The sequence below is a fragment of the Brevundimonas sp. EU05-FHT14B07 genome, from assembly GCF_058790795.1.
In genome coordinates, this window is record NZ_JBYTCZ010000001.1 from 29,623 (window position 1) to 52,356 (window position 22,734).

The window sequence follows — 22,734 nt, forward strand, 5'->3', positions numbered from 1 at the left end:
CGTCAAGACGCCAGGGCCGTTCCGGTTTGCGACCCTGGGTCACAGGGTCGTCCGAGGTCACACGCGCGTCAGTCTCAGGTCCTGATAGTCGTAGCTGAAGTCGATGTCGGGGCTGACCCCCTTCACCGTCGCCGTCGCCGGTTTGGCCGTCAGAATCGAGAAGGTGACGAAGGCGTCCTCCTCGCGCTTGTCCGGGAAACGGGTGCGGAAGGTCTCGCCGTCATACGGCTCCAGCCAGCCTTGCAGGGCGGGCGTGTGGGTGAAGCTCAGCCACAGGCCGCTCTTGCGGTTACGGCCGCGTCCTTCGGTCTTGGGCGCAATGACGATGTCGCCGTACCACGGATCGCGCCAAGTCCCGGCGTAGGATTCCAGCGGCATGGACGGGGGCGCGCCGGCCGCCTGTTTGGCGTCGATTTCGGCGGCGGCGGCGATGGATTTCGCATTGCCCTCGGCCTCCAGCTTCTTGGAGTCCGCGATCCAGTCCACATCGACCTTGCCCATGCAGATGTCCGTGATGCCGGACCGCAAGGCGCGCAGCAGGAAGCTTTCTTCGGCGTTGGAGAAGACGCTGAAGCCGGTCTTGCGGCCCGGGATCAGCACCGTGGCGGAAATGCCGCCGGGCGAGCCGCCGCCGTGGCTGGCGATCCGCTCGCCGCGATAGTCCTGAACCTGCAGCCCCATGGCGTAGGTCGAGGCGATGGAGCGGTTGGGCAGTTCCGCCGTCGGTCCGGCCGACGAGCCGACGATGATGTTGGGGCGATACATCTCGCGCGCCGCATCTTCGGAATACAGCCGCGTCCCGTCCGCCAGCTTGCCGTCGTTCAGCCGCACGGCGATCCATTTGGCCCAATCGGTCGGGGTGGTGCAGATGCCCCCCGCCGCTGCAGCGGAGTCCCAGTTCCACACCTCGACGATGGACGTGGCGATGGGCGTCATCGCCCCCTGATAGCGCAGCGGCGGCCCGACCCGGCCGTGGGGCAGGGCGGACTTGGACGCATCGGCCAGACGCGCCAGGGGCACGGTTTCGCTCATCCCCACCTTGTCCAGAATGCGCGTCTGGATGAAGGCCTCCCAGCTCATCCCAGACACGGCCTCCAGCACTGCGCCCGCGACCACGAACATCAGGTTGCAGTAGTGATAGCGCGCGCGGAACCCGTCCTCGATCGGCACGAAGGCGGCCTGGGCCAGCACCTCGGCGCGGGTGCGGTCCGAGTTGGGCCAGAACAGCAGGTCGCCGGCGCCCAGGCCGAACCCGGCCCGATGGCTCAGCGTATCGCGCACCGTGATGTGTTCGCCGATATAGGGATCGGACAGGGTGAAGCCGGGCAGATAGGTCCGAACCGGCGCGTCCCACTTCACCTTGCCCTCGTCGACCAGGATGGCCAGGGCGGCGGCGGTGACGTTCTTGGTGTTGGAGGCGATGGCGAACAGGGTGTGCTCATCGGCCCGCGCCGGCTTGCCCTGAACCTTGACGCCATAACCGCGCGCCAGAACGGTCGCCCCGTCCTTGACCACGGCGACGCCCAGCGCCGGCTGATCCGGCCAGGCCGCCATGCACTTGGCCACATAGGCGTCCACCGCCGCCGCCAGCGACGCATCATCGTTCGCCGGCGTGTTCTGGGCGAACACTGGCCCCGCCGCCAGCGCCGCCGCGCCTCCGGAAGCGAACAGGGTGCGGCGCGACAGACGAAGAGACATGGGCAGGCTCCGGCAAACGATCAGACACGCTAACGCCCCGATCGCCCGGGGCCAAGGCCGTCCGACGGACTGTCAGTCCGGACGTGAAAAAGGGCGCAGCCTGTCGGCTGCGCCCCGTCCTCAAGTAGCTTTAAGGCTTAGCCGCGACGGTTGTCGTAATCGCGGCGTTCATAGCGGATCTGGGCCGAAAGGCGGTCGAAGCGACGGTCCAGGTCCTGGCGTTCCCAGGCGGTCAGGCCGCCGCGGCGGTAGTTGGCCTCCAGACGCAGCAGGCCGTTGAATTCTCCGCGCAAACGGGTGGCTTCGCGGCGGCTCAGTTGGCCGTTGCGGACGCCCTGATCGATGCGGCGATCCAGGTTGGCCTGGCGGGCGTTGATCGACTGCCACGAGCCATAGCTGGCGTGATGGGGCGGGGCCGGGCGGTGGTAGGATTGGGCGAAGGACGGCGCGGCGACCGAGGCGGCGGCCAGGGCGATGGCGGGGACGATGAGCTTGCGCATGGCGATCTCCTCAAATGTTCTGCCGGTCGGGGTGACCAGCGATGAGGCGATTTGAGCACCCGGCGACTGAGCCGGTTCTGAACAGGATCGATCAGGTTCGGTTCATCTGGATGAAAAAGACGTCACACCGCCGTCTTCTGATTTGGTCTACGGTTTGGAGCAGCGTTCGCTTTAAACTATACGACGTATTCAGCGCCCGTTCAGATGATCGGGACTAGATCGGTCGCCATGTTTCGTAAACCCGCCCCCCTCCTGATCGCCCCTCCGGCCCTGGCCCTGGCTCTCGGTCTGGCCTTCGCGCCCGTCGTGACGACGTCGGCGCAGGCCCAGTCGCGCGATCAGGACCAGCGCTCGCAGGACCGTGGTCCGCGCGTCAGTCCCGACGAGGCCCGTCGTCGTGGCGGCGAGGCCGGCGGCGGTCGCCCCATCGACACTCAACCGCGCCGCGACGGCAACTATTCCGTCCTGGTCGAACGCGACGGACGCGTGCGTGAGGTCGTGGTCGATGGCCAAACCGGACAGGCGCGTCCCGACAACAACAATCAACGTCGCAGGCCGAACTGATGCGCGTGCTTCTGGTCGAGGACGACGCAGATCTGTCGCGTCAGCTTAAGGCGGCGCTGGGCGACGCGGGCTATGCCGTGGACCATGCGCCGGACGGCGAGGAAGCCCACTATCTGGGCGAGAACGAGCCTTATGACGTCATCGTCCTGGACCTGGGCCTGCCCAAGATCGATGGCGTGTCGGTGCTGGAGCGTTGGCGGCGAGAGGGCAAGACGACGCCGGTTTTGATCCTGACGGCGCGCGGCGCCTGGTCGGACAAGGTGGCGGGTTTCGACGCCGGCGCCGACGACTATCTGACCAAACCCTTCCATACCGAAGAACTGCTGGCGCGTCTGCGGGCGCTGCTGCGCCGCTCGGCGGGCATCGCCTCGGCGACCCTGTCGTGCGGTGGCTTGCGGCTGGATCCCCGCGCAGCGCGGGCCAGCGTCAATGGCGAGCCCCTGCGCCTGACCTCGCTGGAATACCGGCTGTTGCACTACATGATGATGCATCAGGGGCGCGTCATCAGCCGCACCGAACTGGTCGAACACCTCTACGATCAGGACTTCGACCGTGATTCAAACACCATCGAGGTCTTCATCGGCCGGGTGCGCAAGAAGGTCGGATCGGACCGGATCGAGACCGTGCGCGGCCTCGGCTATCGGCTGACGCCGCTGGCGGGCGAATCCGACCCGGCGTGACCGAGGCGACGGCTTCGAAACCCAACGCTGGTGGGCTTCACGATTGGGGCCGCTGGTTCGGTCGCCCAGGTCGCTCCCTGACGCGCCGGCTGATCTGGCTGGCCTCGGCCTGGATCGTGGTCGCTCTGGTCATTTCAGCGCTGGTGCTGACCCAGGCCTTTCAGGAATCCGCCCTGCGGCGTCTGGGCGCGATGCTCAACGAAACGATCGACGAGATCGTGGTCGGCGCCAGCCGCACGCCGCAGGGCGAAGCCATTCCGCAGATCCAGGACGCCAGAACTCTGCGGCTGCTGTCGGGCAAATACTGGCAGATCATGGAGGTTCGCCCCGACGGACGGCTGGTCAGCCTGGCGCGTTCGACCTCGCTGTGGCGCTATGACCTGGCCCTGCCCGCCGACCTGCCCGCGCGCCTGGATGCGGCTTTCGGCGACGTCATCACCTTCAACACCACCGGGCCCAAGGACGACGCCGAGACGCGCGAGCCGCTGCGCGTCGCCGCCAGCATGAAGTCGATCCCACGGCACGAACATCCGGTCATCTTCATCGCCGCGCTGGATCGCTCCGACGTCGACGCGGACACGCGCCAGTTCGCGCGCGTAACCTGGATCGCTTTCCTGATCTTGGGGCTCGGCCTCGTATCGGCGGTTTTCATCCAGGTGCGGATCGGCCTACGCCCCCTGTTCGACCTGCGCGATGAGATCGCGGATGTGCGCAAGGGCAGGTCGGCGCGGATCGGCCGCTCGTACCCTCAGGAAATCCAGCCGCTGGCCGAGCAGGTGAACCGCCTGCTGGATCACAATCAGGAGGTCGTGGATCGCCAGCGCACCCACGTCGGCAATTTGGCCCATGCGCTGAAGACGCCGATCTCCGTCATGCTGGCCGAGGCGGGGACGAGCGAGGGCGATCTGCCCGAACTGGTGCGGCGCCAGACCAAGATCATGCAGGGCCAGGTCGATCACCACCTGCGTCGCGCCCGCGCCGCCGCCCGCGCCGCCCACGGTCTGGGCGAGACGACGCCCGTCGCCGAGGTGCTGGACGAGCTGGCGGTGATGATCGAACAGGTGTTCCGAGACAAGAACGTCGAGATCGACTGGCGCGCGCCCGACAGCCTGTCCTTCCTGGGCGAGCGTCAGGATTTGCAGGAAATCCTGGGCAATCTGATCGAAAACGCCGCCAAGTTCTCCAGGCGTCGGGTGCGCGTCTCCGCGGGCGGCAGCGGCCTGGGCCAGATGATCCTGGTGGTCGAGGACGATGGGGCGGGCCTGCCGGCCGATCAGCGCGACACGGTCATGCAGCGCGGCGCGCGGCTGGACGAAAGCGCGCCGGGGTCGGGCCTGGGCCTGTCGATCGTGGACGACCTGACGCGCGCCTACGGCGGGCGGCTGATGCTGGCGGACAGCGACATGGGCGGGCTGAAGGCGGTCCTCGAACTGCCGGCCGCCCAGGTCGACTAGGGCTGCCGGTCTCCGCCCCGGCGGTAGCATTCGCAGGCCGCCCGCTCCAAGGCGGCGCGATCCAGCACCGTGATCCGGCCGCGCGAATAGGCGATGGCCCCCGCCTTCTGAAGCCCCTGCGCCGCCTCGTTCACCGTGGTCCGCTGCGAGCCCAGCATGGAGGCCAGATACTCCTGCGTCAGGTTCAGTGTGTCGCCCTCGACCCGGTCGTGGCAGCGCAGCAGCCATTTGGCGAACCGCTGCCCGGCGTGGTGCAGGGCGTTGCAAGCGGCTGATTGCTCCAACTCGCCCTGAAGCCGCGCCATGTATTCGGCGACCGCGTCGCGAACCCCCGGCCGTTGCGCCGACAGGGCGCGGAACTTGGCGGCGTCCACCCGGCGCGCCGTCCCGGCGACCTGGGCCACGCTGCGGGTATGGGCATGGTGCGGCACGACCGAGGCGACGACGCCGAGCACGCCCTCGCGCCCGATCATGACAGTCTCCACGGTGCGGCCGTCCTCCAGCACTGCGACCGAGGAGCAGAAGCCGCTGTCGATGAAATGCAGGTGTTCGATGGCGTCGTCAGGCTCGCTGAACACATGGCCGGGCGCGAATTCCACCGGCGTGGCGATGGCGAGGAGAGCGTCGCGATCGTCGGGGTTCAGCCCTTGGATCAATCGGTTGCCAGGCGAAAGGCGGTTCATGAGTTCGCGCATAAGGCGATCTGAGCGCGGCGTCTGTCGAAACTCGACACAGCGTTGCTATATGTCACGCGGCTTTCTGGGGAAAAGTCGTGTCTTTACCGCGTTGTGTACGCGATCGGGCAGAGGGTGGGCGAGGCTCAGCGGGTCACGCGGCCGACCAGGCGCCCGGCTTCCAGCACTTCGACACCTGCGCAGGAGGCATGGCGCGCCAGCTGCGACCGCGCGGCTTCCAGCGCCGCGGCGTCGTCGGCGCCGTCGAAGAAGTCGAGCAGCGGACGGCGATCCGCCTCGTCGAAGAAGTGAAACTCGTAGATGTTCAAGCGAACGGCTCCCAAGGAGGCGAACCCTAGCGGCACACGCCCGCCGGCGTCTGTCGGATGTCGACACAGCGACAAGCGGAGCCTTTGCCTTAGCCGGCGCGTTGAGGGCGTCCTGACGTGGGAGACATCATGAACGCCGCCAAGACCTTTCGCCTGCCGCCGCTGGCGACCCTGATCGAATGGGCGGCGCGGGTCGGCTATGGGGCGCGAGGCTTCGTTTACCTGTCGGCTGGAGCGCTGACCCTGCTGGCGGCGACGGACCGGATCGGCGATGCGGTGGGGACCAGCGGGGCGGCGGGTTGGCTGGCCGAGCAGCCGTTCGGCAAGGTCTGGCTGGTGTTGCTGGGCCTGGGCCTGTGGGCCTTCGTCGGCTGGCGGGTGTTGCAGGCGGTGTTCGACGCGGACCATGAAGGGACGGACCTGAAGGGCTGGACGACCCGGGCGGGCCAGGCGGTCAGCGGCCTGTTCTACGGCGTGCTGGCGTCGGGGGTTTTCGAATATCTGGACGAGTTCGGCGAGGCGACGAACGCCTCGGCGGCCCAGGCCGAGAGCGTCGCCGAGAACCAGGAGAAGGCGGCCATGCTGCTGGGGATGCCGTTTGGCGAGCTGCTGCTGATCGGGGCGGGGCTGGTGGTGCTGGGCGTCGGCGTCGGCAATATCGTCAGGGCGATCCGCGACGACTTCGACGACGCCCTGGCCTGCCCCAAGGCCTTCTGCGGCACGGCGACGGCGTTGGCGCGGGCGGGCTATGCGGCGCGGGGGTTCGCCTATCTGCCCTTGGGTGTGTTCGTGGTTCTGGCGGGGCTGCATGCGCGCTCGGGCGAGGTGACGACGACGGCGGCGGCGCTGGATGCGCTAGAGGCCCAGCCGGGCGGATCGTGGATCCTGGGGCTGACGGCGGCGGGGCTGATGGCCTTTGGCGCCTTCGCCTTCGTGGAGGCGCGCTGGCGCCGGATACGTCCGCCCCGGGATTTGAGCCTGGGCTGAGACTTGTCGCGCGGCGCGGCGTCGCCATATCTTTATGCAACACACGCTGTTCCAGAAGGCCGCGCCATGAACGCTCCGCTCAAGACCCTGAAGATCGACTTCGTCTCCGACGTCGTCTGCCCCTGGTGCGTGGTAGGGCTGGGCGGGCTGGACACGGCTCTCGACGCTCTGAAAGACGAGGGGATCGCCGCCGACATCGCCTTTCAGCCGTTCGAGCTGAACCCTCAGATCGCGCCCGAGGGCGAGAACATCGTCGAACACATCGGCCGCAAATACGGCGCGAGCCCTGAGCAGTCCGCCGCCAATCGCGCCACGATCCGCGAGCGGGCAGGCGAGGTGGGCTTCGACATGCGCATGACCGACGACAGCCGCATCTGGAACACCTTCGACGCCCACCGGCTGCTGCACTGGGCGCACGAGACGGCGCCGGACAGGCAGAAGGCTCTGAAGCAGGCGCTGTTCACCGCCCACTTCACCGAGAACCGCAACCTGACCGACGCCGGGGTTTTGACCGTCGCCGCAGAAAAGGCCGGGCTGGACCGGGCCGAGGCGGGCGAGGTTCTGGCCTCGGGCCGCTACGCCCAGGCCGTGCGACAGGCCGAAGACCTGTGGCGCGCACGCGGCATCACCTCGGTCCCGGCCGTGGTGGTCGAGGGCAAATATCTGATCTCGGGCGGCCAGCCGGCCTCGGTGTTCGAAGAGGCCCTGCGCAAGATCGCGTCGGAGGTTTAGGCGTCGTCGGCGATCAGCCCGCCAGAGCCGTCGATACAACGGCCCTGGCCTCGGCCTGAACGGTCGCCAGATGGTCGGGGCCGAGGAAGGATTCGGCGTAGATCTTGTAGACGTCCTCGGTGCCCGAGGGGCGGGCGGCGAACCAGGCGTCGGCGGTGACGACCTTCAGCCCGCCGATGGCCTCGCCGTTGCCGGGGGCTTTCGTCAGGATGTCGGTGATCGGCTGACCAGCCAGGGTGGTCGCGGACACGTCCGGAGGGCTGAGCGCGGAAAGACGGGCCTTTTCCGACCGATTGGCCGGGGCGTCGACGCGCGCGTAGGCGGGGGCGCCGTACTGGTCGGTCAGGCCGGCGTAGAGCTGGCTGGCGCTCTGGCCGGTGCGGGCCTTGATCTCGGCGGCCAGCAGGCACAGCAGCAGACCGTCCTTGTCGGTGGTCCAGACCGTGCCGTCGTGGCGCAGGAAGGAGGCGCCGGCCGATTCCTCGCCGCCGAAGCCGACGGTTCCGTCCAGCAGGCCGGGCACGAAATGCTTGAAGCCGACGGGGACTTCCAGCAGGCGGCGGCCCAGGCCGGCGACGACGCGGTCGATCATCGACGACGAGACCAGGGTCTTGCCCACCGCGACGTCCGCGCCCCAGCCGGCTCGGTTGGCGAACAGATAGGCGATGGCGGCGGCCAGGAAATGGTTGGGGTTCATCAGGCCCGCGTCGGGCGTGACAATGCCGTGGCGATCCGCGTCGGCGTCGTTGCCGAAGGCGACGTCATAGGCCGAGCCGCCCTTCATCATGCCGATCAGACCGGCCATCGCGCTGGGCGAGGAGCAGTCCATGCGGATCTTGCCGTCGGCGTCCAGCGGCATGAAGGCCCAACGCGGATCGACGGCGTCATTGACGACTGTCAGGTTCAGTCGGTGGCGCTCAGCGATCTCACCCCAATAGGCAACGGCCGCGCCGCCTAGCGGATCGGCGCCGATACGGACGCCGGCGTTGCGGATGGCGTCCAGGTCCAGCACGTTGGGCAGGTCGTCGATATATGCGGACACGTAGTCGAACCGGCCCGCCGCCGCATGCGCTTGGGCGAAGGGGACGCGACGGACCTCGGTCAGGCCGCCTTCGATCAGCTGGTTGGCGCGGGCGGCGATGGCGGACGTGGCCTCGCCCCCGGCCGGGCCGCCGGAGGGGGGATTGTATTTGATGCCGCCGTCGCGGGGCGGATTGTGCGAAGGCGTGATCAGGACGCCGTCCGCCTGCCGGCTATTCGTGCGGTTGTGGGTCAGGATGGCGTGCGAAACGGCTGGCGTAGGGGTGAAGCCGTCGCGGGCGTCGATCAGCACCTCGACCCCGTTGGCGATCAGCACCTCGAGCGTCGTGCGGAAGGCGGGCTCAGACAGGCCGTGTGTGTCGCGACCAAGAAACAGCGGGCCGTCGACGCCCTGGGCTGCGCGGTATTCGGCGATCGCCTGGGCGATGGCGAGGATGTGGGCCTGGTTGAAGGCACCGTCCAAGCTGGAGCCGCGGTGGCCCGAGGTGCCGAACACAACCCGCTGCTGCGGATCGCCCATGTCGGGCCGGGTCGTCTCATAGGCGCCGAGCAGGGCGTCGAGATCGATCAGGTCTTCGGGGCGTGCGGTCGTGCCGGCGCGGTCGTGCATCGTCAGTCAATCAATCGTTCTGAGGGGGAGCGGCGATCAGGCGCCGCTGAAGGTGTCGCAGGAGGCCGGATCGCCCGACTGATAGCCGCGTTGCAGCCATTCCACCCGCTGCGCAGAAGAGCCATGGGTGAAGCTTTCGGGAGAGACGCGGCCGCCGCTGCGCCGTTGCAGGGTGTCGTCGCCGATGGCCTGGGCGGTCTTCATGCCTTCCTCGAACTCGCCAGCATCCAGGGCGACCTGACCGTTCGAAACGGCCGAGGCGTTCCGGGCCCAGACGCCGGCGTAGCAGTCGGCTTGAAGCTCCAGCGCGACGGAATACTGGTTGGCTTCGGCCTGACCGGAGGCGCGCTGCTGGGCCTGGCGAACCTGATCGGAGGTGCCGGTCAGGGTCTGGACGTGGTGGCCGAACTCGTGGGCGATGACATAGGCGCGGGCGAAGTCGGCTCCTGAGGCCCCGAGCTTGGTCTCCATCTCCTGCCAGAAGCCCAGGTCCAGATAGACGGTCTTATCGTTGGGGCAGTAGAAGGGGCCCATGGCCGACTGGCCATAGCCGCAGCCGGTCCCCGTACCCTGTTCGTAGATCACGACCTTCGGCGGCTGATAGCCGTTCAGCTTCTGCGCCCAGACATCGTTGATGTTGCCGCCGATGACATCGACGAACTGGCCCGCCTGATCCTTGGGCGTGCCGGTCTGACCCTGCTGCTGCTCCGCGCCGACGCCGCCGAACTGGCTGGCAAGCTGGGTCGTGGTCGAAGGGTCGATGCCGAAGACCAGATAGCCGATAAGGGCCAGCACCCCGACGCCCAGGCCGCCGCCAGCGATGGCGCCGCCGCCCAGCCCGCGCCGATCCTCGATGCCGCCGCCGCCTGTCCGTCCACCCTGCCAGCGCATGCCCTATCCTCCGCCCGATCCTGGTTAAGCTAGGCAGGAACGCGGGTGCAAGGGAAGGGATGCGTCAGTTTGGACGATCAAGCCAGTTGTCGATCTGGCTCATGCCCTGGGCTGTCTGTTGGCGGCGTTCCGCGGCGGACTGGCGCAAGGTCCGCTCCTGCTCGGGGCTGTAGAGCGGACGGGGCGGCAAGGGCTGGGCAGCGGTCGGTTCGCGAGCGCCTTCGATGGCGCGCAGGCGAAGCTGGGTTTCGATCTGCTGTTGACGCGCTTGGTCCGCGTTCGACTGCGCTTGAGAACGCAGACGGTCGTTCTCGTAGCGATGCTGGTCGGCGATCGCGGCGGGGATGCCCCCCGGATAGGCGCCGTAGGGGCGGCCGGCCTGCGGATAGGTCTGAGCCAAAGCAGGCGTGGCGGCAGCGGCCAACAGGGCGGTCAGGGTCAGGAGCGATCGCATGGACACGATGTGGGGACGCGCGCCATCGCCGCCAAGCGGAGCCGCAACCCTTTGAGACGCCGTGGGTTCATCGCGCCGAACCCCCTTTACAAACGGAGCATTCCTCATGGCCCAATCCCTTTCCGGCAAGACCGTCGCCATCCTCGCGACCGACGGCGTCGAGTTGATCGAACTGAATGAACCGATGAAGGCGTTGAAGGATGCGGGCGCGGTGGTCGAGATCGTGTCGCTGAAGGCCGGCGAGTTCCAGGGCTTCGACCATCTGACGCCCGGCGATAAGGTCACGGCCGACAAGGCGGTGGCGGCGGTGGACGCCTCGGCCTATTCCGCCCTGCTGTTGCCGGGCGGGGTGGCGAACCCGGACCTGCTGCGGGCGGACGAGGACGCGGTGAAGTTCGTTCGGGCCTTCTTCGACGCCGGCAAGCCGGTCGCCGCCATCTGTCACGCGCCGTGGCTGCTGATCGAGGCAGGCGTGGTCGAGGGGCGCACGATGACGTCGTTCGAAAGCATCCGCACCGACCTGAAGAACGCCGGGGCCAATGTGGTGAATGAGGCGGTGGTGGTGGATCAGGGCTTGGTGACCAGCCGCTGCCCCGACGACATTCCCGCCTTCAACGCCAAGATGATCGAGGAGTTCGCCGAAGGCCGCCACGAAGGTCAGGCTGCAGCTTAAGGCATCGCCCAGACGGAGGACCGCTTGATTTCCTGGTCCTCCAGTTCGCGCGAGGTCGGGACGCGGTATTCGGCCAGAAAATCCAGGCCCGTGCGCGGGAAATATGTGCGTCCCGGATCGCCGATCAGGACACGCGTGCCTCTGGCGCGGGCCTGGGCCAGCCAGGCCAGAACGGCGTCGGTCATCGGGCGCTCGTAGCAGATGTCGCCTGCGCAGATAACATCCACATCCGGCGGGGCGGCGTCCAGCAGATTGGTTTGGGTGAAGTCCAGCGTCACGCCGTTCGCCGTCGCATTGGCGGCGACGGCGGCCTGGCAGAAGGGATCGATGTCGGCGCACAGGACATGGGCCGCCCTAGCCAGCATCGCCGCCACGCCGACCAGGCCCGAACCGGCGGCGAAGTCCAATGCGCGCTTGCCGGCGACCTCCTGCGGATGATCCATCAGATATCGGCTCAATGCCTGACCGCCGGCCCAGGCGAAGGCCCAGAAGGGCGGCGGTACCCCCAGTTCGCCCAGCTCTTCTTCCGTCAGCCGCCAGATGGGCGTGATCTCGTCGGCCAACCACAAGGAAATCTCGGGGGCGTGCGGCACGGGCTGAAGCCGCGTGTTGTCACGGATGAAGGCGGCGGGATCGAGAACGGTCATTCCCGCTGGCGCGTAACAGCCTTCAGCACGCTGGCATAGCCGGGTGCGACCTCCATCGCCTCGGCTTGCGGCTTCGCACGAATGGCGCGGTGCAGGCGCGGCAGCTTCCAGCAGGGCACATGCATGAACAGGTGGTGCTCGGCGTGGAAGTTGACCCAGTAGGGGGCGATGAAGGCGCGTTCCCACAGGCTGGCCTTGGTGGTGCGAGCGGCGCGAAAGGGGTCGGCCGACGAACCCTCGACGCAGGCATGTTCGGCGATGTTTCGCAGGCGCGTAACCATCGGAAACCACGTCGCCATCGGCAGCAGCCACAACACGAAAAAGGCCCACCAGACGCCAGCGGCGATGAAGCCCGCCAGCAGGACCGCGTTGAAGGCGAGGAAGGGCAGGACGGATCGGCCCGTCACGATCGACTCGTAATCATGGGCGCTGTCGCTCATTCCTTTTGCGCTATCGCCCCTCGGGCTGCTTGAGCGCGCGTGCGCTTGGGCTAGCGGCAGCAGCACCCGCTGCTTGAAGAAGGTCTGGCCCGTCAGGTCGCGGACCAGCTTGCGGCGCAGCGAGGCCGGACTGACGGGAAACGGTGCCGACAGCATCAGATCGGGATCCTCCGCCTGCTGGGCGAAGCGATGATGCGTCAGATGATAGGGGCGATAGGCCTTCAGGCTGGCGCCGATCGGCACGGCGCATAGCCAATGGCCGAGACAATCGTTCAGGCGGTTCGACTTCGACAGGCCGCCATGCGCCGCTTCGTGCATCAGAATGGCCAGACCCAGCTGACGCGTGCCGACGATCATTATGCACAGCGGGATCAGCCAGGGGATCAGGACGCCGGCGAGAACAGCCAGGGCGATCACCGCCCAGCAGTGGACCACCAGCAGCGGGCCGGCCCAGGCCGAGCGCATTTGAAACGGCGTCCACTCCTGGGGTGTGAACAAGGCCGACGGGGCGATGCGCGGGGCGGCGGACATGGGGGGAGTCTAGCCCTTGACGCGCGTCTGGAAAAGCAACGGAGAAATGTTGGGCGCGCCTGACAAAAAGTCAGGTTGACATGACATTCTCTCGGTGTCAGGTTGTCCTTACACAAGGAGAGCCGATATGTTCACCGCCTGGAAGACCGGAACGCCTGCGCATCGACGCTACATCATCCGCACGATGGCGTTCTCCGTGCCTTACGTCGCGATCTGCGTCGCGATGATGACGACCGACGCCTTCGATGAAGTGATGGGCAAGCCGGCGGCCTGGGTCCTGGCGGCGGCGGTGTCGGCGCCGGTAATCGGGCAAATCTGGGCGACCCTGGCGCTGATGCGCGAGAGCGACGAGTTCGTGCGCGGCGTGACGGCCAAACAGTTCATCGTCGCCGCAGGGCTGGCCATGGCCGTCGCCACCTTTTGGGGCTTTGGCGAGAGTTTCGCCGGCGCGCCGCATATGCAGACCTGGTTGATCGTGCCGGTCTTCTGGGGCCTCTACGGTGTCGTTTCACCCTTCATCCGGAGCAGCCGATGAAGAACCGCCTCAAGCTTCTACGCGTCGAGCGCGGCTGGACCCAGGAGCAGATGGGGCAGGCGCTGGGGGTCTCGCGTCAGGCGGTGATCGCCCTCGAGACCGAGCGGCACGATCCCTCGCTGGACCTCGCCTACCGGATCGCGGCCGTATTCGAGCGGCCGGTCGAAGAGATTTTCGAGAACCCTCACGCGGACTGACCGAAAAGTCAGAATAACCTTACAATTGGAGACTGTGATGTCGAACCTCATTCGCCCTTGCTGGGGCGTCTTCGCCCCGTCGCGCCTTGCCGTCATCCTGGGCGTTGTGATCGCCTGCGCCGTGGCCGGCGATCAGGCCCGCGCCCAAGCCGCGCCGCAAACGGCGTCGGCCGCCGCGCCCTTCGCCTCCGACCGACTGTCGGTCGAGGTGGTGGGCCAGGGTCCCGACGTGATCCTGATCCCCGGACTGGCGTCTTCGCGTGAAGTGTGGCGAGCGACAGCGGATCGGTTGAAGGCGACGCACCGGGTGCATCTGGTGCAGTTGGCCGGGTTCGCCGGCGAACCCTGGACGCACGGCGACGGCGCCTTCGTCCAGCCCGAGGTGGACGAACTGGCGCGCTATATCCGTCAGGCGCGGCTGGATCGGCCGGCGGTGATCGGCCATTCGATGGGCGGTCTGAGCGGACTTTTGCTGGCGCAACAGCAGCCGGATCTGGTCGGGCGGGTGATGACGATCGACTCGCTGCCCTTCTACAGCGCCATGTTCGGGCCAACCGCGACGGCAGAGAGCGCAAAGCCTTTCGCGGATCAGGCGGCCAATATGATCCTGTCTGCGGACACAGCGAGCTTCCGCACCCAGCAGGAGGCGACAGCGCAGGCGCTGTCGCGGACGGCAACGGAACAGGCGCGGATCGTGGCTTGGTCGTTGGCGACCGACCGTCACGCGATGGCCTCTGCGATGAAGGATGTGATGACTACCGATGCGCGGCCGGGGCTGGCGACCATGACGACGCCGGTGACGGCGCTTTACGCCGCCGATGCGGACGGTGGGGCGCCCGCGGCGGTGGCCGATGCGATGTGGACGCGAGAGTATGCGGCCTTGCCCGGCGTGACCCTGATCCGCGTCGATGGATCGCGGCATTTCATCATGGCGGACCAGCCCGAGCGGTTCGCCGAGCTGGTCGACGCGTTTCTGGCGAAGTGAGCCTTGGAGATCCTCCCCCGCAAACGGGGGAGGATTGGTTCAGCCGTTCTTCGGCGTCACGTCGCCGGCCTTGACCGGGGCGCCGTCGAACTGGTCGGCGTAGGCCGGATTGAGCAGGGCGCGCAACGCGCTCTGCGGCAGGGCGATCCAGTAGGGGCCGTCGGAATAGGGGCCGATCTGGTACGGTCCCATCAGGAAGGTCGCGCCGCCCGCCTTGCCCGGCGTCGTGCCCGGCGTCAGGATGAACGGAGTCGAGACGGCCTTGGGGCAGGTCCACATCTTGCCGTCCAGGGTCGCGGTTTCAGAGCCCGGCGAGCGGGCCTGTTTGGCGGCGTTGGCGGCGGCGCACAGGGCCTTGTCCAGAACCGACAGGTCGGCGCCCGGCCGGAAGAGGTCGGCGAAGCCCAGCCGCTTGTTGGTCGTCTTGTCCCAGATCACGGCGTCGAAACTGGTGTTGGGATGGGCGCCGCCGGTGAACTCGAAATCGGTGCGGGCCAGGCTGACCAGTTTGCCGGTCTCGGCGCCCGGCGCGAAGGCGATGGTCTTTTCATAAGGGTTCGGGCCGCCGCCGGCCTCGCTGAGGTCGGCCTGGGCGCCTTCTTCGAACTGCTTCAGGTCGCGCACCGTGTCGGCATAGAGGGCGGCGTGCAGGGCGGGCGTGGTCTTGATCGCCTGGGGCAGGGTCAGTTTGACGGCGGCATAGGGGGTCTTGCTGTCATAGCCGACGGGGGTGTTCGACATGGCCGGCGCAGCGGCCGGGGCCGGCGCGGCCGGCGCCTGGGCCTTTTCTTCCTTGCGCTGGCAGGCGGCCAGAGACGCGGAAAGCGTGGCGGCGACAGCGGCGGACAACAGCAGGATGCGGGCGGTGCGCGACATGGGAAACTCCATCATCGGGGGGATCACAGGGAGATTGAGCCAAGAGCGATAGCGGCCAGCAGGATCAGACCGGCCTCGCGATTGGACTTGAACAGTTTCAGCGCCAGGGCGCCGTCGCTGCGGTCAAGGCGGATGACCTGACACGCCAGATGGACGGCGTAGATCACCAGACAGAGCCAGAACAGCGGACCAAGCCCGGCGGTGAGGCCGGTCAGGGCGGCCAGGATCACGGTCAGACCATAGAAGACCGCCACGCCCGGCCGCACGGCCGAGGCCAGGCGACGGGCCGAGGATTTCACCCCGATCATGGCGTCGTCCTCGATGTCTTGCAGGGCGTAGATAGTGTCGTAGCCCAGGGTCCAGAAGACGCCGCCAATCCACAGCAGGATGGCGGGAAGATAGGCCTGCCAGGCCAAGGCGATCGCATGGCCGCTGTCGCTGGCCGGGGACCACAGAAAGGGCCGGAACTCTCCGGCGAGATCGGCGGGCAGCAGCAAGGCGGCCGCCGCCAAGGGCAGGGCGGCGGCGAACCCCATCAGGGCGCCCCAGTTGAAGGTCAGGCCCAGCCAGGCCTGGGGCCACCAGGTGATCCGCTTCATAAACGGATAGGCCGCGACCAGGCCCAGCGACCCAACGCCCAGCCCGATGGCGACGGTCGGCAAGGTGAGCAGGACCAAAAGGCTGATCAGGCTGCACGCGACGACGAACGCCCAGGCCTGTTTGACCGAGATGCGGCCGGACGGAATGGGTCTCTGGGCGGTGCGGGCGACCTGGGCGTCGAAATCCCGATCGACGATGTCGTTGAAGGCGCACCCCGCCGCCCGCATCAGACAGGCGCCGATGGCAAAACCGACGAACAGCCACAGATCATAAAAGCCGGGGCTTTGCCGATACTGCGCCAAGGCCAGCGTGATCCCCTGCCACCCAGGCAGCAGCAGCAGCCAGATGCCGATGGGCCGATCGAACCGCCCCAGCTTCAACCACGGCTTCAGCCCCTCCGGCGCATGCCGATCGACCCAGTTGGCGCCGGCGTCGGGGAGGGGAGCGAAAGTCATGCGGCTGACTTAGCGCGAAGGGGACAAGGGGTGAAGGCGTGGTTTCAACCGCGTTTCCCTCAATCTGCTCAGTATGCACCACCGAAACGGGCTTGCTCACTGGCGTTCGGACCTTCAAACGACGAGGGTGTCTATTCAGTCCCTGATCATCGATTGCGACCCCGGCGTGGACGACGCCGTGGCGCTGTTTCTGGCCTTCGCCGCGCCCGAGCTGGAGTTGCTGGCCGTCACCACGGTCGGTGGCAATGTCCCCGGCGCCAAGACCCAGCGCAATGCGCGCATCATCCGCCAGATCGCCGGACGCGAGGACGTGCCGGTTTTCGACGGGGCGGAGCGGCCGCTGAAACGTCCGCCTGCGGGCGCGGGCGAGTTTCACGGCGTCGAGGGTCTGGGCGATCTGGAGCCGTTCGAACCGACGGGGATCATCGGCGACGGGCCGGCCGCCAACGCCATCGTCGATCTGGTGATGAGCCGGCCTGAAGGCTCGGTCGCCATCGCCGTCCTGGGGCCGATGACCAATCTGGCGCTGGCGATGCGGCGTGAGCGGCGGCTGGCCGAACGGCTGGGGCCGGTGGTCGTCATGGGCGGGGCGCGGTCGGAAGGCGGCAATGTCACCGCATCGGCTGAGTTCAACATCTGGGCCGATCCGGATGCGGCGGCGGTGGTGTTCGGATCGGGGTGTCAGGTCGTCGCCTTCGGCCTGGATGCGACCCATCAGGTGCGCGCGACCGAGGACCGGATCGTGGCGATAGAGGCCATCGACAGCGAGGCCGCGCGGGCGGCGGCGTCAACGCTGCGGTTCTCGCAGCGGGTGGAGCGCGAGATCGTGGGGTGGGACGCAGCCCCGTTGCATGACCCGTGTCCTATCGCCTGGCTGATCAAGCCCGACCTGTTCGAGACGAAGCCCTGCCGGATCGAGGTGGAGACGGGTTCGGACCTGACGCGCGGGCATACGGCGGTCGAGTTCCGGATCGATCCGGCGACGGCGCGGCATCGCTGGGCGGTCTCGGCGGACGCGCAAGGGGTGTTCGATCTGATCGTCGCCAAGCTGAAGGCTCAGGCGCTGGAGGCCGCCGCATGAGGATCACCGTCGTCGGCTCGATCAATCTGGATCTGGTCGCCACTGCGCCCCAACTGCCGGCGCCGGGCGAGACGGTGACCGGGGCGACCCTGGCGCGGCATCCCGGCGGCAAGGGCGCCAATCAGGCGCTGGCGGCCGAGAAACTGGGGGCCGAGGCCAGCCTGATCGGGCGGGTCGGCAACGACGCCATGGCTGGCGAGGCCCTGGCCCTGATGGAGGATCTGGGCGTCGATCTGGCGGGGGTGGAGGTGGATGTGGCGGCCCCGACGGGCGTCGCCCTGATCGCCGTCGATCCAACCGGCGAGAACCAGATCGTGGTCGCGGCCGGCGCCAACCATATGGTCACGCCTGAACAGCTGCCGCAGCGGATCGAGGGCGCGCTGATCGTACAGCTGGAGCTGCCGATCGAGACGGTCGAGGCGGCGGTGGGCCGGGCGACGGGCTTCGTCTGCGCCAATCTGGCGCCCGCCGCGCCGGTGTCGGAACTGCTGCTGCGCCGCGCCGACCTGATCGTCGTCAACGAGACCGAGGCGGCCTTCTATGGCGACGGCCTGCACCGGGGCGGGGGACGGGTCGTCGTCACCAAGGGCGCCCGAGGCGCGGCCATGTATCAGCGCGGCGTCGAAATGGCCTGGGCGTCCCCGCCGGCCGTCGAGGCGGTCGATGCGACGGGCGCGGGCGACGCCTTCGTCGCCGCCATCACGGTGGCTTTGCTGGAAGGCATGGACCCGGCCGAGGCGCTGCGCTTCGCCTGCGCCGCCGGAGCCTTCGCCGCGACCCGCCCGGGCGCGCAGCCCTCAGCGCCGGAGCGCGATCAGGTCGAGGCGCTGCTGGCGGGGTAGGGACGCGGTCTGCGCCTCTTCATCGTGGTCAGACCCCTGGCGGCGGACCAGGGGGCGTGGGGAAGGCGAGCGGCGCGACGGCGGCGCCGGGAGAACCGGCCGTGACGGTCTGGTAAAGCTGAAGGCCGAGCGGCGACCAGGTGAGGGCCTCGATCGCCGCGATCATGGCGATCTGAACCCCCAGACCCCAGAACCAGGCAGGGTGGATCCGGCGGGTCTTCGCCAGATCGATGATCATGCCGATGACTGGAAACGCCAGGGTGACGAGCGTGGTCGCCTCCCAGGCCCAGGGGATCAGCAAGGGCATGGGCAAAAGCCGACCGACGGCCGGCCCCAGCAGGATCGCCATGGCGGAATAGTGCAGGCGGCGGTGCCAGTCCGTCGACCGACGAAGCCAGACCGCCGCGACGGTGAGGCCGACGAAGGTCGCGAGCGACAGGGGATCGAAGACCAGAAACTGCAAGGGCCGGAAGAAGAAGGGCACGTCGCCCCGACGCACCATGGCCTCGGTGACCAGCCAGCCCAGGATCAGCATTGGCGCCAGCCATGCGGCCGCCAGCCAGCCCAGCGGTCGGTGCCAACGCAGCTGGCCCGTGGCGATCAACAGGTTCTGAACCAGGAAGATGACGACCCAGCCCATGAAGACCACGGCGTGGGCGTGCACCAGAAGCGGAGCCTCGAAGCTGGAGCGGCCCATCGCCAGCTGAAGCGAAAAGCCCGCCACGACGACAAGCGCCATGACGACGGCCAGCCCCGGAAAGACGCGGTCGGCCCCGCCCGTCGTGTTCGCACTCACCATGACACACCCCCCGATGTTTCCGGCGAAACTTAACGCCGAAGCCCGAAAGCGGCAATCTGGAATATCAACGATATGTCGAGGATCGACTGGGCCAGGCGCAGGCGTCGCCGCGCCAATGTGACACTGTAACGCCGAAACGGGTTGTCGGCGGTGGAAAGGCGGGGTTAGGTCTGGGGCTCGGGATTTGTGGGGACTTCAGACGATGATGATGCGTGGACGTAGGGTTGGGCTGGTTCTGGCGGCGGTGCTGCTGAGCGGCGTGGCGGGTGCGGCGTTAGCCCAGAACGCGGCGCCGGCTGCGGGGCCGATGGTCTATCAGCAGCCGCCGGCGCCGATCGCGGACATCCTGGACGCCAAGCCGACGCCGTCCTCGATGCTGAGCCCGGATCGGCGGACGCTGGTGCTGATGGATCGGTCCAACCTGCCCGGCATCAAGGCCCTGGCCGAGCCGATGCTGCGGCTGGCGGGGACGCGGATCAATCCGAGGAACAACGGCGCGGCCGAAAGCCGGGTGGCGTGGCTGACGGGTCTGAGCCTGCAGGCGGTGGATGGCGGGCAACCTCGCGTCGTGGCCCTGCCCGATGGCGCGCGGTTCACGGCGCCGCGTTTCTCGCCGGACGCCAAGTCGCTGGCCTTCGTGCTGGACCGGCCGACGGGGCTGGAGCTGTGGGTGGTGGACGTGGCCTCGGCGCGGGCGCGCAAGCTGACCGATCCGGTGGTCAATATGACGGGCGGGACGGGTTATGAGTGGCTGCCCGACAGTTCGGGCCTGCTGGTCGAGGCTGTGCCGGCGGGACGCGGTCCGGCGCCGGACGTGACGGCGGCGCCCACGGGGCCCAATATCGAGGAGACGGCCGGGCGGGTCGCGCCGGTGCGGACCTATCAGGACCTGTTGTCGAACCCCGGCGACGAGGCGCTGTTCGACCATTATTTCACCAGCCAATTGACGCTTGTTCCGCTGAACGGCCGTGCACGGACGATCGGGGCGCCGGCGGTCTATCTGGACGCGTCGGTGTCGCCGGACGGCAAATACATCCTGCATGAGATCGCCAAGCGGCCCTATTCCTATGCGGTGCCGGACGACCTGTTCCCGACCGAGATCGTGGTGACGGATCTGAACGGTCGCGTGGTGCGCACGGTCGCCGACCTGCCGCTGAGGGACGATGTGCCGACCGCCTTCGACGCCGTGGCGCCAGGGCCGCGCTCGGTCGAGTGGCGGGCCGATGCGCCGGCGACCCTGACCTGGGTCGAGGCGCTGGACGGCGGGGACATCCGCAAGGCGGCCGAGTTCCGGGACCGGGTCTTCATGCAGGCCGCGCCGTTCACGAGCGAGCCCGTCAAGCTGATCGACCTGAAGGAACGGTACGGCGGCGTCGTCTGGGGCCGGGACGACCTGGCCATCGTCAACAGCCGCTGGTTCAACACCCGGCATGAGACGCGCTTCGTGGTGGATCCGTCCAACCCCGGCGAGGGTCGGGTGCTGCTGGAGCGGAACTATCAGGCGCGCTACGACAATCCGGGCCAGCCGGTGACCCAGCCGAATGCTCAAGGGCGCTCGGTGATCCGCTTCGATCCGCAGGGGCGCATCCTGATGTCAGGCGCCGGGGCGACGCCGCAGGGCGAGTTCCCGTTCCTGGCCGCAATGGACCCGGCGACGGGACGCAGCGAACGGCTGTGGACCTCGGCCAATACGGATTACGAGGCCGTGGTCGGCTTCCTGGATGCGGAAGGCAAGCGGGTGGTGACCCAGCGCGAGACGCGGCTGGATCCGCCCAACCTGCAGATCCGCGATCTGACGACGGGCCAGACGACGCGGCTGACCAACTTCCCCGATCCGGCGCCGCAGCTGGCGGAGGCGACGCGGCAACTTGTGACCTATGAGCGGGCCGACGGGGTCAAGCTGTCGGGGACGCTGTATCTGCCGGCCGGTTACGACAAGGACCGCGACGGGCCGCTGCCGATGCTGATGTGGGCCTATCCGGCCGAATTCACCGATGCGGCGGTGGCGGGCCAGACGGTGGACGTACAGAACCGGTTCGTACGGCCCGGCGGGTCCAGCCATCTGTTCCTGCTGACCCAGGGCTATGCGATCTTCGACAACCCCTCCATGCCCATCATCGGCAAGGATGGGGCCGAGCCGAACGACACCTATGTCGAGCAGCTGGTCGCCGACGCAAAGGCCGCGGTCGACGCCGTGGTCGGCATGGGGGTGGCGGACCGCGACCGGATCGCGGTCGGGGGCCACAGCTACGGCGCCTTCATGACCGCGAACCTGCTGGCGCACAGCGATCTTTTCCGGACCGGGATCGCGCGGTCGGGGGCCTATAACCGCACCCTGACGCCGTTCGGCTTCCAGTCCGAGCAGCGCAACTACTGGGAGGCGACCGAGGTCTATACCGAGATGTCGCCCTTCACCTATGCGAACAAGCTGAACGAGCCGATTCTGCTGATCCACGGCGAGGCGGACGACAACTCGGGCACCTTCCCGGTCCAGTCCGAGCGCTTCTATGCGGCGCTGAAGGGGCTGGGGGCGACGGCGCGTTACGTCACCCTGCCATTGGAGGCGCATGGATACCGCGCGCGGGAATCGGTGGGCCACACTCTGTGGGAGATGACCCGCTGGCTGGACCAGTATGTGAAGAACGCCCCGCCGAAGCCGGCGGCGAACTGAGCGATCAGGGCTTGGACGCCGCGGCCTCCGCCGCGGCGTTGACGGCCACCAGACGGGCATCCTGTTCCGACTGGGGCGGGACGCCGAAGACGGCGCGCAGGCTGTCGGGGATCAGGGCGCGGTCGTAGGGTTCGAGGGTGGCCGGGGCGTCGCGGGTCTTGCGGGTCTGGGTGCCGTAGATCTGCGGCTTTTCGATCATCTGCAGATAGCGATCCAGCGTCGCGGCGGCGATCCAGGCGCCTTCGGGCGAGCCCTTGGCGACGGCGGCGACGGCCAGGCTATGGGCCAGCAGATAATCCTCGGGCGTGGAGCCGTGCTGGAAGACGAAGGCGGCGGCGCGGTAGTCCTCGCCGGTGCTAAGCGCGCCGGCGTCCAGTAGGGCGCGGGTCTGGACCCGGCGCGCGGCGTCTTCGGCGAGCATTTCCGTGACGCGGGCGCGGTCCTTGAAAAAGTCCGGCGTCAAATTCTGCCGTACGGCCTGGTCGGCGGCGAAGATGGCGGCCATTTCCGCGTTGTTCTGAAGCAGAGTCTCTTGAGCAAAGGCCGGAACGGCGAAGGCAAGGGCGACGGCCGAAGTCGCGGCGGCGCAGGACAGGCGAGACGGGCGCATGGGAGATCTCCGCTGAAGCTTGAGCGGATATTGGCGATCCGCTTTGCGGCCAATTGCGGGCATGCAGATTACGGCGTCGTCAGCTTAGGGCGTTATCCAGCCTGCGCACTCCCGAAAATCTCGCACTTGCGAGATGCCGCATCGCCGTATCGAGGCGAATCCACCTCACTTTCACGCA

General features: G+C 68.0%; 25 protein-coding genes. 12 read left to right on the forward strand and 13 right to left on the reverse strand.

Annotated features, from left to right (window positions below; genetic code table 11):
- Window positions 1-57: 57 nt before the first annotated feature.
- Together AC3WRC_RS00140 and AC3WRC_RS00145 are read right to left on the reverse strand one after the other, a co-directional pair.
- On the reverse strand, window positions 58-1,698 hold the full coding sequence (locus tag AC3WRC_RS00140; RefSeq protein WP_492302347.1) for a serine hydrolase: 1,641 nt from the start codon (window positions 1,696-1,698) through the stop codon (window positions 58-60).
- 137 nt (window positions 1,699-1,835) lie between these two features.
- Entirely contained in the window at window positions 1,836-2,198 is a 363-nt protein-coding gene (locus tag AC3WRC_RS00145) for a hypothetical protein (protein WP_055752768.1), read from the reverse strand.
- 228 nt (window positions 2,199-2,426) lie between these two features.
- Between AC3WRC_RS00145 and AC3WRC_RS00150 the strand changes: the two genes are divergently transcribed.
- The 3 genes from AC3WRC_RS00150 to AC3WRC_RS00160 are packed head-to-tail and all read left to right on the forward strand — an operon-like array spanning window position 2,427 to window position 4,896.
- The gene (locus AC3WRC_RS00150; RefSeq protein WP_066554343.1) at window positions 2,427-2,762 is read left to right on the forward strand and encodes a hypothetical protein; all 336 of its coding nucleotides are present in this window, start codon (window positions 2,427-2,429) and stop codon (window positions 2,760-2,762) included.
- Entirely contained in the window at window positions 2,762-3,442 is a 681-nt protein-coding gene (locus AC3WRC_RS00155) for a response regulator transcription factor (protein ID WP_017505887.1), read from the forward strand. The genes AC3WRC_RS00150 and AC3WRC_RS00155 overlap by 1 nt, the downstream gene beginning before the upstream one ends.
- The gene (locus tag AC3WRC_RS00160; RefSeq protein ID WP_082854200.1) at window positions 3,439-4,896 is read left to right on the forward strand and encodes a sensor histidine kinase; all 1,458 of its coding nucleotides are present in this window, start codon (window positions 3,439-3,441) and stop codon (window positions 4,894-4,896) included. The genes AC3WRC_RS00155 and AC3WRC_RS00160 overlap by 4 nt, the downstream gene beginning before the upstream one ends.
- Here AC3WRC_RS00160 and AC3WRC_RS00165 read toward each other — a convergent pair.
- On the reverse strand, window positions 4,893-5,591 hold the full coding sequence (locus tag AC3WRC_RS00165; protein WP_153923351.1) for a Crp/Fnr family transcriptional regulator: 699 nt from the start codon (window positions 5,589-5,591) through the stop codon (window positions 4,893-4,895). The two genes, AC3WRC_RS00160 and AC3WRC_RS00165, sit on opposite strands and share 4 nt — an antisense overlap.
- A 125-nt stretch (window positions 5,592-5,716) precedes the next feature.
- Window positions 5,717-5,899: a hypothetical protein gene (locus tag AC3WRC_RS00170; RefSeq protein WP_066554350.1), complete on the reverse strand. Its 183-nt coding sequence runs from the start codon at window positions 5,897-5,899 to the stop codon at window positions 5,717-5,719.
- Between the two features lie 129 nt (window positions 5,900-6,028).
- On the opposite strand from AC3WRC_RS00170, the gene AC3WRC_RS00175 reads away from it, so the two are divergent.
- Together AC3WRC_RS00175 and AC3WRC_RS00180 are read left to right on the forward strand one after the other, a co-directional pair.
- Window positions 6,029-6,886 (forward strand): DUF1206 domain-containing protein, encoded by an 858-nt coding sequence (locus AC3WRC_RS00175; protein WP_492302350.1) that lies wholly within the window; start codon window positions 6,029-6,031, stop codon window positions 6,884-6,886.
- Between the two features lie 66 nt (window positions 6,887-6,952).
- Window positions 6,953-7,618 carry a DsbA family oxidoreductase gene (locus AC3WRC_RS00180; RefSeq protein WP_492302352.1) on the forward strand — a complete coding sequence of 222 codons (666 nt, stop codon included), beginning with the start codon at window positions 6,953-6,955 and terminating at the stop codon, window positions 7,616-7,618.
- Between the two features lie 13 nt (window positions 7,619-7,631).
- Here the strand turns inward: AC3WRC_RS00180 and pgm are convergent, their stop codons facing one another.
- From pgm to AC3WRC_RS00195, 3 genes are all read right to left on the reverse strand, one after another.
- A complete protein-coding gene (gene pgm, locus AC3WRC_RS00185) occupies window positions 7,632-9,269 on the reverse strand; it encodes a phosphoglucomutase (alpha-D-glucose-1,6-bisphosphate-dependent) (protein WP_055752774.1) in 1,638 nt (545 codons plus the stop codon).
- 36 nt (window positions 9,270-9,305) lie between these two features.
- On the reverse strand, window positions 9,306-10,160 hold the full coding sequence (ypfJ, locus tag AC3WRC_RS00190; RefSeq protein WP_313445745.1) for a KPN_02809 family neutral zinc metallopeptidase: 855 nt from the start codon (window positions 10,158-10,160) through the stop codon (window positions 9,306-9,308).
- Between the two features lie 64 nt (window positions 10,161-10,224).
- Entirely contained in the window at window positions 10,225-10,614 is a 390-nt protein-coding gene (locus AC3WRC_RS00195) for a hypothetical protein (RefSeq protein ID WP_313445743.1), read from the reverse strand.
- A 106-nt stretch (window positions 10,615-10,720) separates the two neighbouring features.
- Between AC3WRC_RS00195 and AC3WRC_RS00200 the strand changes: the two genes are divergently transcribed.
- Window positions 10,721-11,287, forward strand: a complete 567-nt coding sequence (locus AC3WRC_RS00200; RefSeq protein ID WP_066626874.1) for a type 1 glutamine amidotransferase domain-containing protein — start codon at window positions 10,721-10,723, stop codon at window positions 11,285-11,287.
- Here AC3WRC_RS00200 and AC3WRC_RS00205 read toward each other — a convergent pair.
- Window positions 11,284-11,934: a class I SAM-dependent methyltransferase gene (locus AC3WRC_RS00205; protein ID WP_492302353.1), complete on the reverse strand. Its 651-nt coding sequence runs from the start codon at window positions 11,932-11,934 to the stop codon at window positions 11,284-11,286. The two genes, AC3WRC_RS00200 and AC3WRC_RS00205, sit on opposite strands and share 4 nt — an antisense overlap.
- Complete coding sequence (locus tag AC3WRC_RS00210) at window positions 11,931-12,905, reverse strand: fatty acid desaturase family protein (protein ID WP_492302354.1); 975 nt, start codon at window positions 12,903-12,905, stop codon at window positions 11,931-11,933. Before AC3WRC_RS00210 ends, AC3WRC_RS00205 begins: the two co-directional genes overlap by 4 nt.
- 127 nt (window positions 12,906-13,032) lie before the next feature.
- Here AC3WRC_RS00210 and AC3WRC_RS00215 point away from each other — a divergent pair, with 127 nt between their 5' ends.
- From AC3WRC_RS00215 to AC3WRC_RS00225, 3 genes are read left to right on the forward strand one after another with little or no spacing between them, the layout of a single operon-like run.
- Window positions 13,033-13,440, forward strand: a complete 408-nt coding sequence (locus AC3WRC_RS00215) for a hypothetical protein (protein WP_492302356.1) — start codon at window positions 13,033-13,035, stop codon at window positions 13,438-13,440.
- Complete coding sequence (locus AC3WRC_RS00220) at window positions 13,437-13,637, forward strand: helix-turn-helix transcriptional regulator (protein WP_174087098.1); 201 nt, start codon at window positions 13,437-13,439, stop codon at window positions 13,635-13,637. The genes AC3WRC_RS00215 and AC3WRC_RS00220 overlap by 4 nt, the downstream gene beginning before the upstream one ends.
- Window positions 13,638-13,674: 37 nt before the next feature.
- Window positions 13,675-14,622: an alpha/beta fold hydrolase gene (locus tag AC3WRC_RS00225; protein ID WP_492302358.1), complete on the forward strand. Its 948-nt coding sequence runs from the start codon at window positions 13,675-13,677 to the stop codon at window positions 14,620-14,622.
- 39 nt (window positions 14,623-14,661) lie between these two features.
- Here AC3WRC_RS00225 and AC3WRC_RS00230 read toward each other — a convergent pair whose 3' ends face one another.
- Complete coding sequence (locus tag AC3WRC_RS00230; protein ID WP_492302360.1) at window positions 14,662-15,498, reverse strand: DUF3298 and DUF4163 domain-containing protein; 837 nt, start codon at window positions 15,496-15,498, stop codon at window positions 14,662-14,664.
- Window positions 15,499-15,521: 23 nt separating this feature from the next.
- A complete protein-coding gene (locus AC3WRC_RS00235) occupies window positions 15,522-16,553 on the reverse strand; it encodes a UbiA family prenyltransferase (RefSeq protein ID WP_492302362.1) in 1,032 nt (343 codons plus the stop codon).
- A 127-nt stretch (window positions 16,554-16,680) separates the two neighbouring features.
- Between AC3WRC_RS00235 and AC3WRC_RS00240 the strand changes: the two genes are divergently transcribed.
- Both AC3WRC_RS00240 and AC3WRC_RS00245 read left to right on the forward strand, forming a co-directional pair.
- A complete protein-coding gene (locus AC3WRC_RS00240) occupies window positions 16,681-17,634 on the forward strand; it encodes a nucleoside hydrolase (RefSeq protein ID WP_492302364.1) in 954 nt (317 codons plus the stop codon).
- Window positions 17,631-18,476, forward strand: a complete 846-nt coding sequence (locus AC3WRC_RS00245) for a ribokinase (RefSeq protein WP_492302365.1) — start codon at window positions 17,631-17,633, stop codon at window positions 18,474-18,476. Before AC3WRC_RS00240 ends, AC3WRC_RS00245 begins: the two co-directional genes overlap by 4 nt.
- 28 nt (window positions 18,477-18,504) lie before the next feature.
- On the opposite strand, the gene AC3WRC_RS00250 is transcribed toward AC3WRC_RS00245, so the two are convergent.
- A complete protein-coding gene (locus AC3WRC_RS00250; RefSeq protein WP_492302366.1) occupies window positions 18,505-19,275 on the reverse strand; it encodes a hypothetical protein in 771 nt (256 codons plus the stop codon).
- A 202-nt stretch (window positions 19,276-19,477) separates the two neighbouring features.
- Between AC3WRC_RS00250 and AC3WRC_RS00255 the strand changes: the two genes are divergently transcribed.
- Window positions 19,478-21,946 (forward strand): S9 family peptidase, encoded by a 2,469-nt coding sequence (locus AC3WRC_RS00255; protein WP_492302368.1) that lies wholly within the window; start codon window positions 19,478-19,480, stop codon window positions 21,944-21,946.
- A gap of 4 nt (window positions 21,947-21,950) precedes the next feature.
- On the opposite strand, the gene AC3WRC_RS00260 is transcribed toward AC3WRC_RS00255, so the two are convergent.
- The gene (locus AC3WRC_RS00260) at window positions 21,951-22,556 is read right to left on the reverse strand and encodes a hypothetical protein (protein WP_492302370.1); all 606 of its coding nucleotides are present in this window, start codon (window positions 22,554-22,556) and stop codon (window positions 21,951-21,953) included.
- Window positions 22,557-22,734 lie beyond the last annotated feature (178 nt).

Excerpts from the sequence above, each read along its gene's own strand:
- AC3WRC_RS00260 (WP_492302370.1), bottom strand. The coding sequence starts at position 22,556 with ATGCGCCCGTCTCGCCTGTCCTGCGCCGCCGCGACTTCGGCCGTCGCC.
- AC3WRC_RS00255 (WP_492302368.1), top strand. The coding sequence starts at position 19,478 with ATGATGATGCGTGGACGTAGGGTTGGGCTGGTTCTGGCGGCGGTGCTG.
- AC3WRC_RS00195 (WP_313445743.1), bottom strand. The coding sequence starts at position 10,614 with ATGCGATCGCTCCTGACCCTGACCGCCCTGTTGGCCGCTGCCGCCACG.
- AC3WRC_RS00220 (WP_174087098.1), top strand. The coding sequence starts at position 13,437 with ATGAAGAACCGCCTCAAGCTTCTACGCGTCGAGCGCGGCTGGACCCAG.
- AC3WRC_RS00180 (WP_492302352.1), top strand. The coding sequence starts at position 6,953 with ATGAACGCTCCGCTCAAGACCCTGAAGATCGACTTCGTCTCCGACGTC.
- AC3WRC_RS00145 (WP_055752768.1), bottom strand. The coding sequence starts at position 2,198 with ATGCGCAAGCTCATCGTCCCCGCCATCGCCCTGGCCGCCGCCTCGGTC.
- AC3WRC_RS00245 (WP_492302365.1), top strand. The coding sequence starts at position 17,631 with ATGAGGATCACCGTCGTCGGCTCGATCAATCTGGATCTGGTCGCCACT.
- AC3WRC_RS00155 (WP_017505887.1), top strand. The coding sequence starts at position 2,762 with ATGCGCGTGCTTCTGGTCGAGGACGACGCAGATCTGTCGCGTCAGCTT.
- AC3WRC_RS00175 (WP_492302350.1), top strand. The coding sequence starts at position 6,029 with ATGAACGCCGCCAAGACCTTTCGCCTGCCGCCGCTGGCGACCCTGATC.
- AC3WRC_RS00215 (WP_492302356.1), top strand. The coding sequence starts at position 13,033 with ATGTTCACCGCCTGGAAGACCGGAACGCCTGCGCATCGACGCTACATC.
- AC3WRC_RS00165 (WP_153923351.1), bottom strand. The coding sequence starts at position 5,591 with ATGCGCGAACTCATGAACCGCCTTTCGCCTGGCAACCGATTGATCCAA.
- AC3WRC_RS00230 (WP_492302360.1), bottom strand. The coding sequence starts at position 15,498 with ATGTCGCGCACCGCCCGCATCCTGCTGTTGTCCGCCGCTGTCGCCGCC.
- AC3WRC_RS00200 (WP_066626874.1), top strand. The coding sequence starts at position 10,721 with ATGGCCCAATCCCTTTCCGGCAAGACCGTCGCCATCCTCGCGACCGAC.
- AC3WRC_RS00235 (WP_492302362.1), bottom strand. The coding sequence starts at position 16,553 with ATGACTTTCGCTCCCCTCCCCGACGCCGGCGCCAACTGGGTCGATCGG.
- AC3WRC_RS00225 (WP_492302358.1), top strand. The coding sequence starts at position 13,675 with ATGTCGAACCTCATTCGCCCTTGCTGGGGCGTCTTCGCCCCGTCGCGC.
- AC3WRC_RS00250 (WP_492302366.1), bottom strand. The coding sequence starts at position 19,275 with ATGGTGAGTGCGAACACGACGGGCGGGGCCGACCGCGTCTTTCCGGGG.
- AC3WRC_RS00150 (WP_066554343.1), top strand. The coding sequence starts at position 2,427 with ATGTTTCGTAAACCCGCCCCCCTCCTGATCGCCCCTCCGGCCCTGGCC.
- AC3WRC_RS00140 (WP_492302347.1), bottom strand. The coding sequence starts at position 1,698 with ATGTCTCTTCGTCTGTCGCGCCGCACCCTGTTCGCTTCCGGAGGCGCG.
- AC3WRC_RS00205 (WP_492302353.1), bottom strand. The coding sequence starts at position 11,934 with ATGACCGTTCTCGATCCCGCCGCCTTCATCCGTGACAACACGCGGCTT.
- ypfJ (WP_313445745.1), bottom strand. The coding sequence starts at position 10,160 with ATGCGCTGGCAGGGTGGACGGACAGGCGGCGGCGGCATCGAGGATCGG.
- pgm (WP_055752774.1), bottom strand. The coding sequence starts at position 9,269 with ATGCACGACCGCGCCGGCACGACCGCACGCCCCGAAGACCTGATCGAT.
- AC3WRC_RS00210 (WP_492302354.1), bottom strand. The coding sequence starts at position 12,905 with ATGTCCGCCGCCCCGCGCATCGCCCCGTCGGCCTTGTTCACACCCCAG.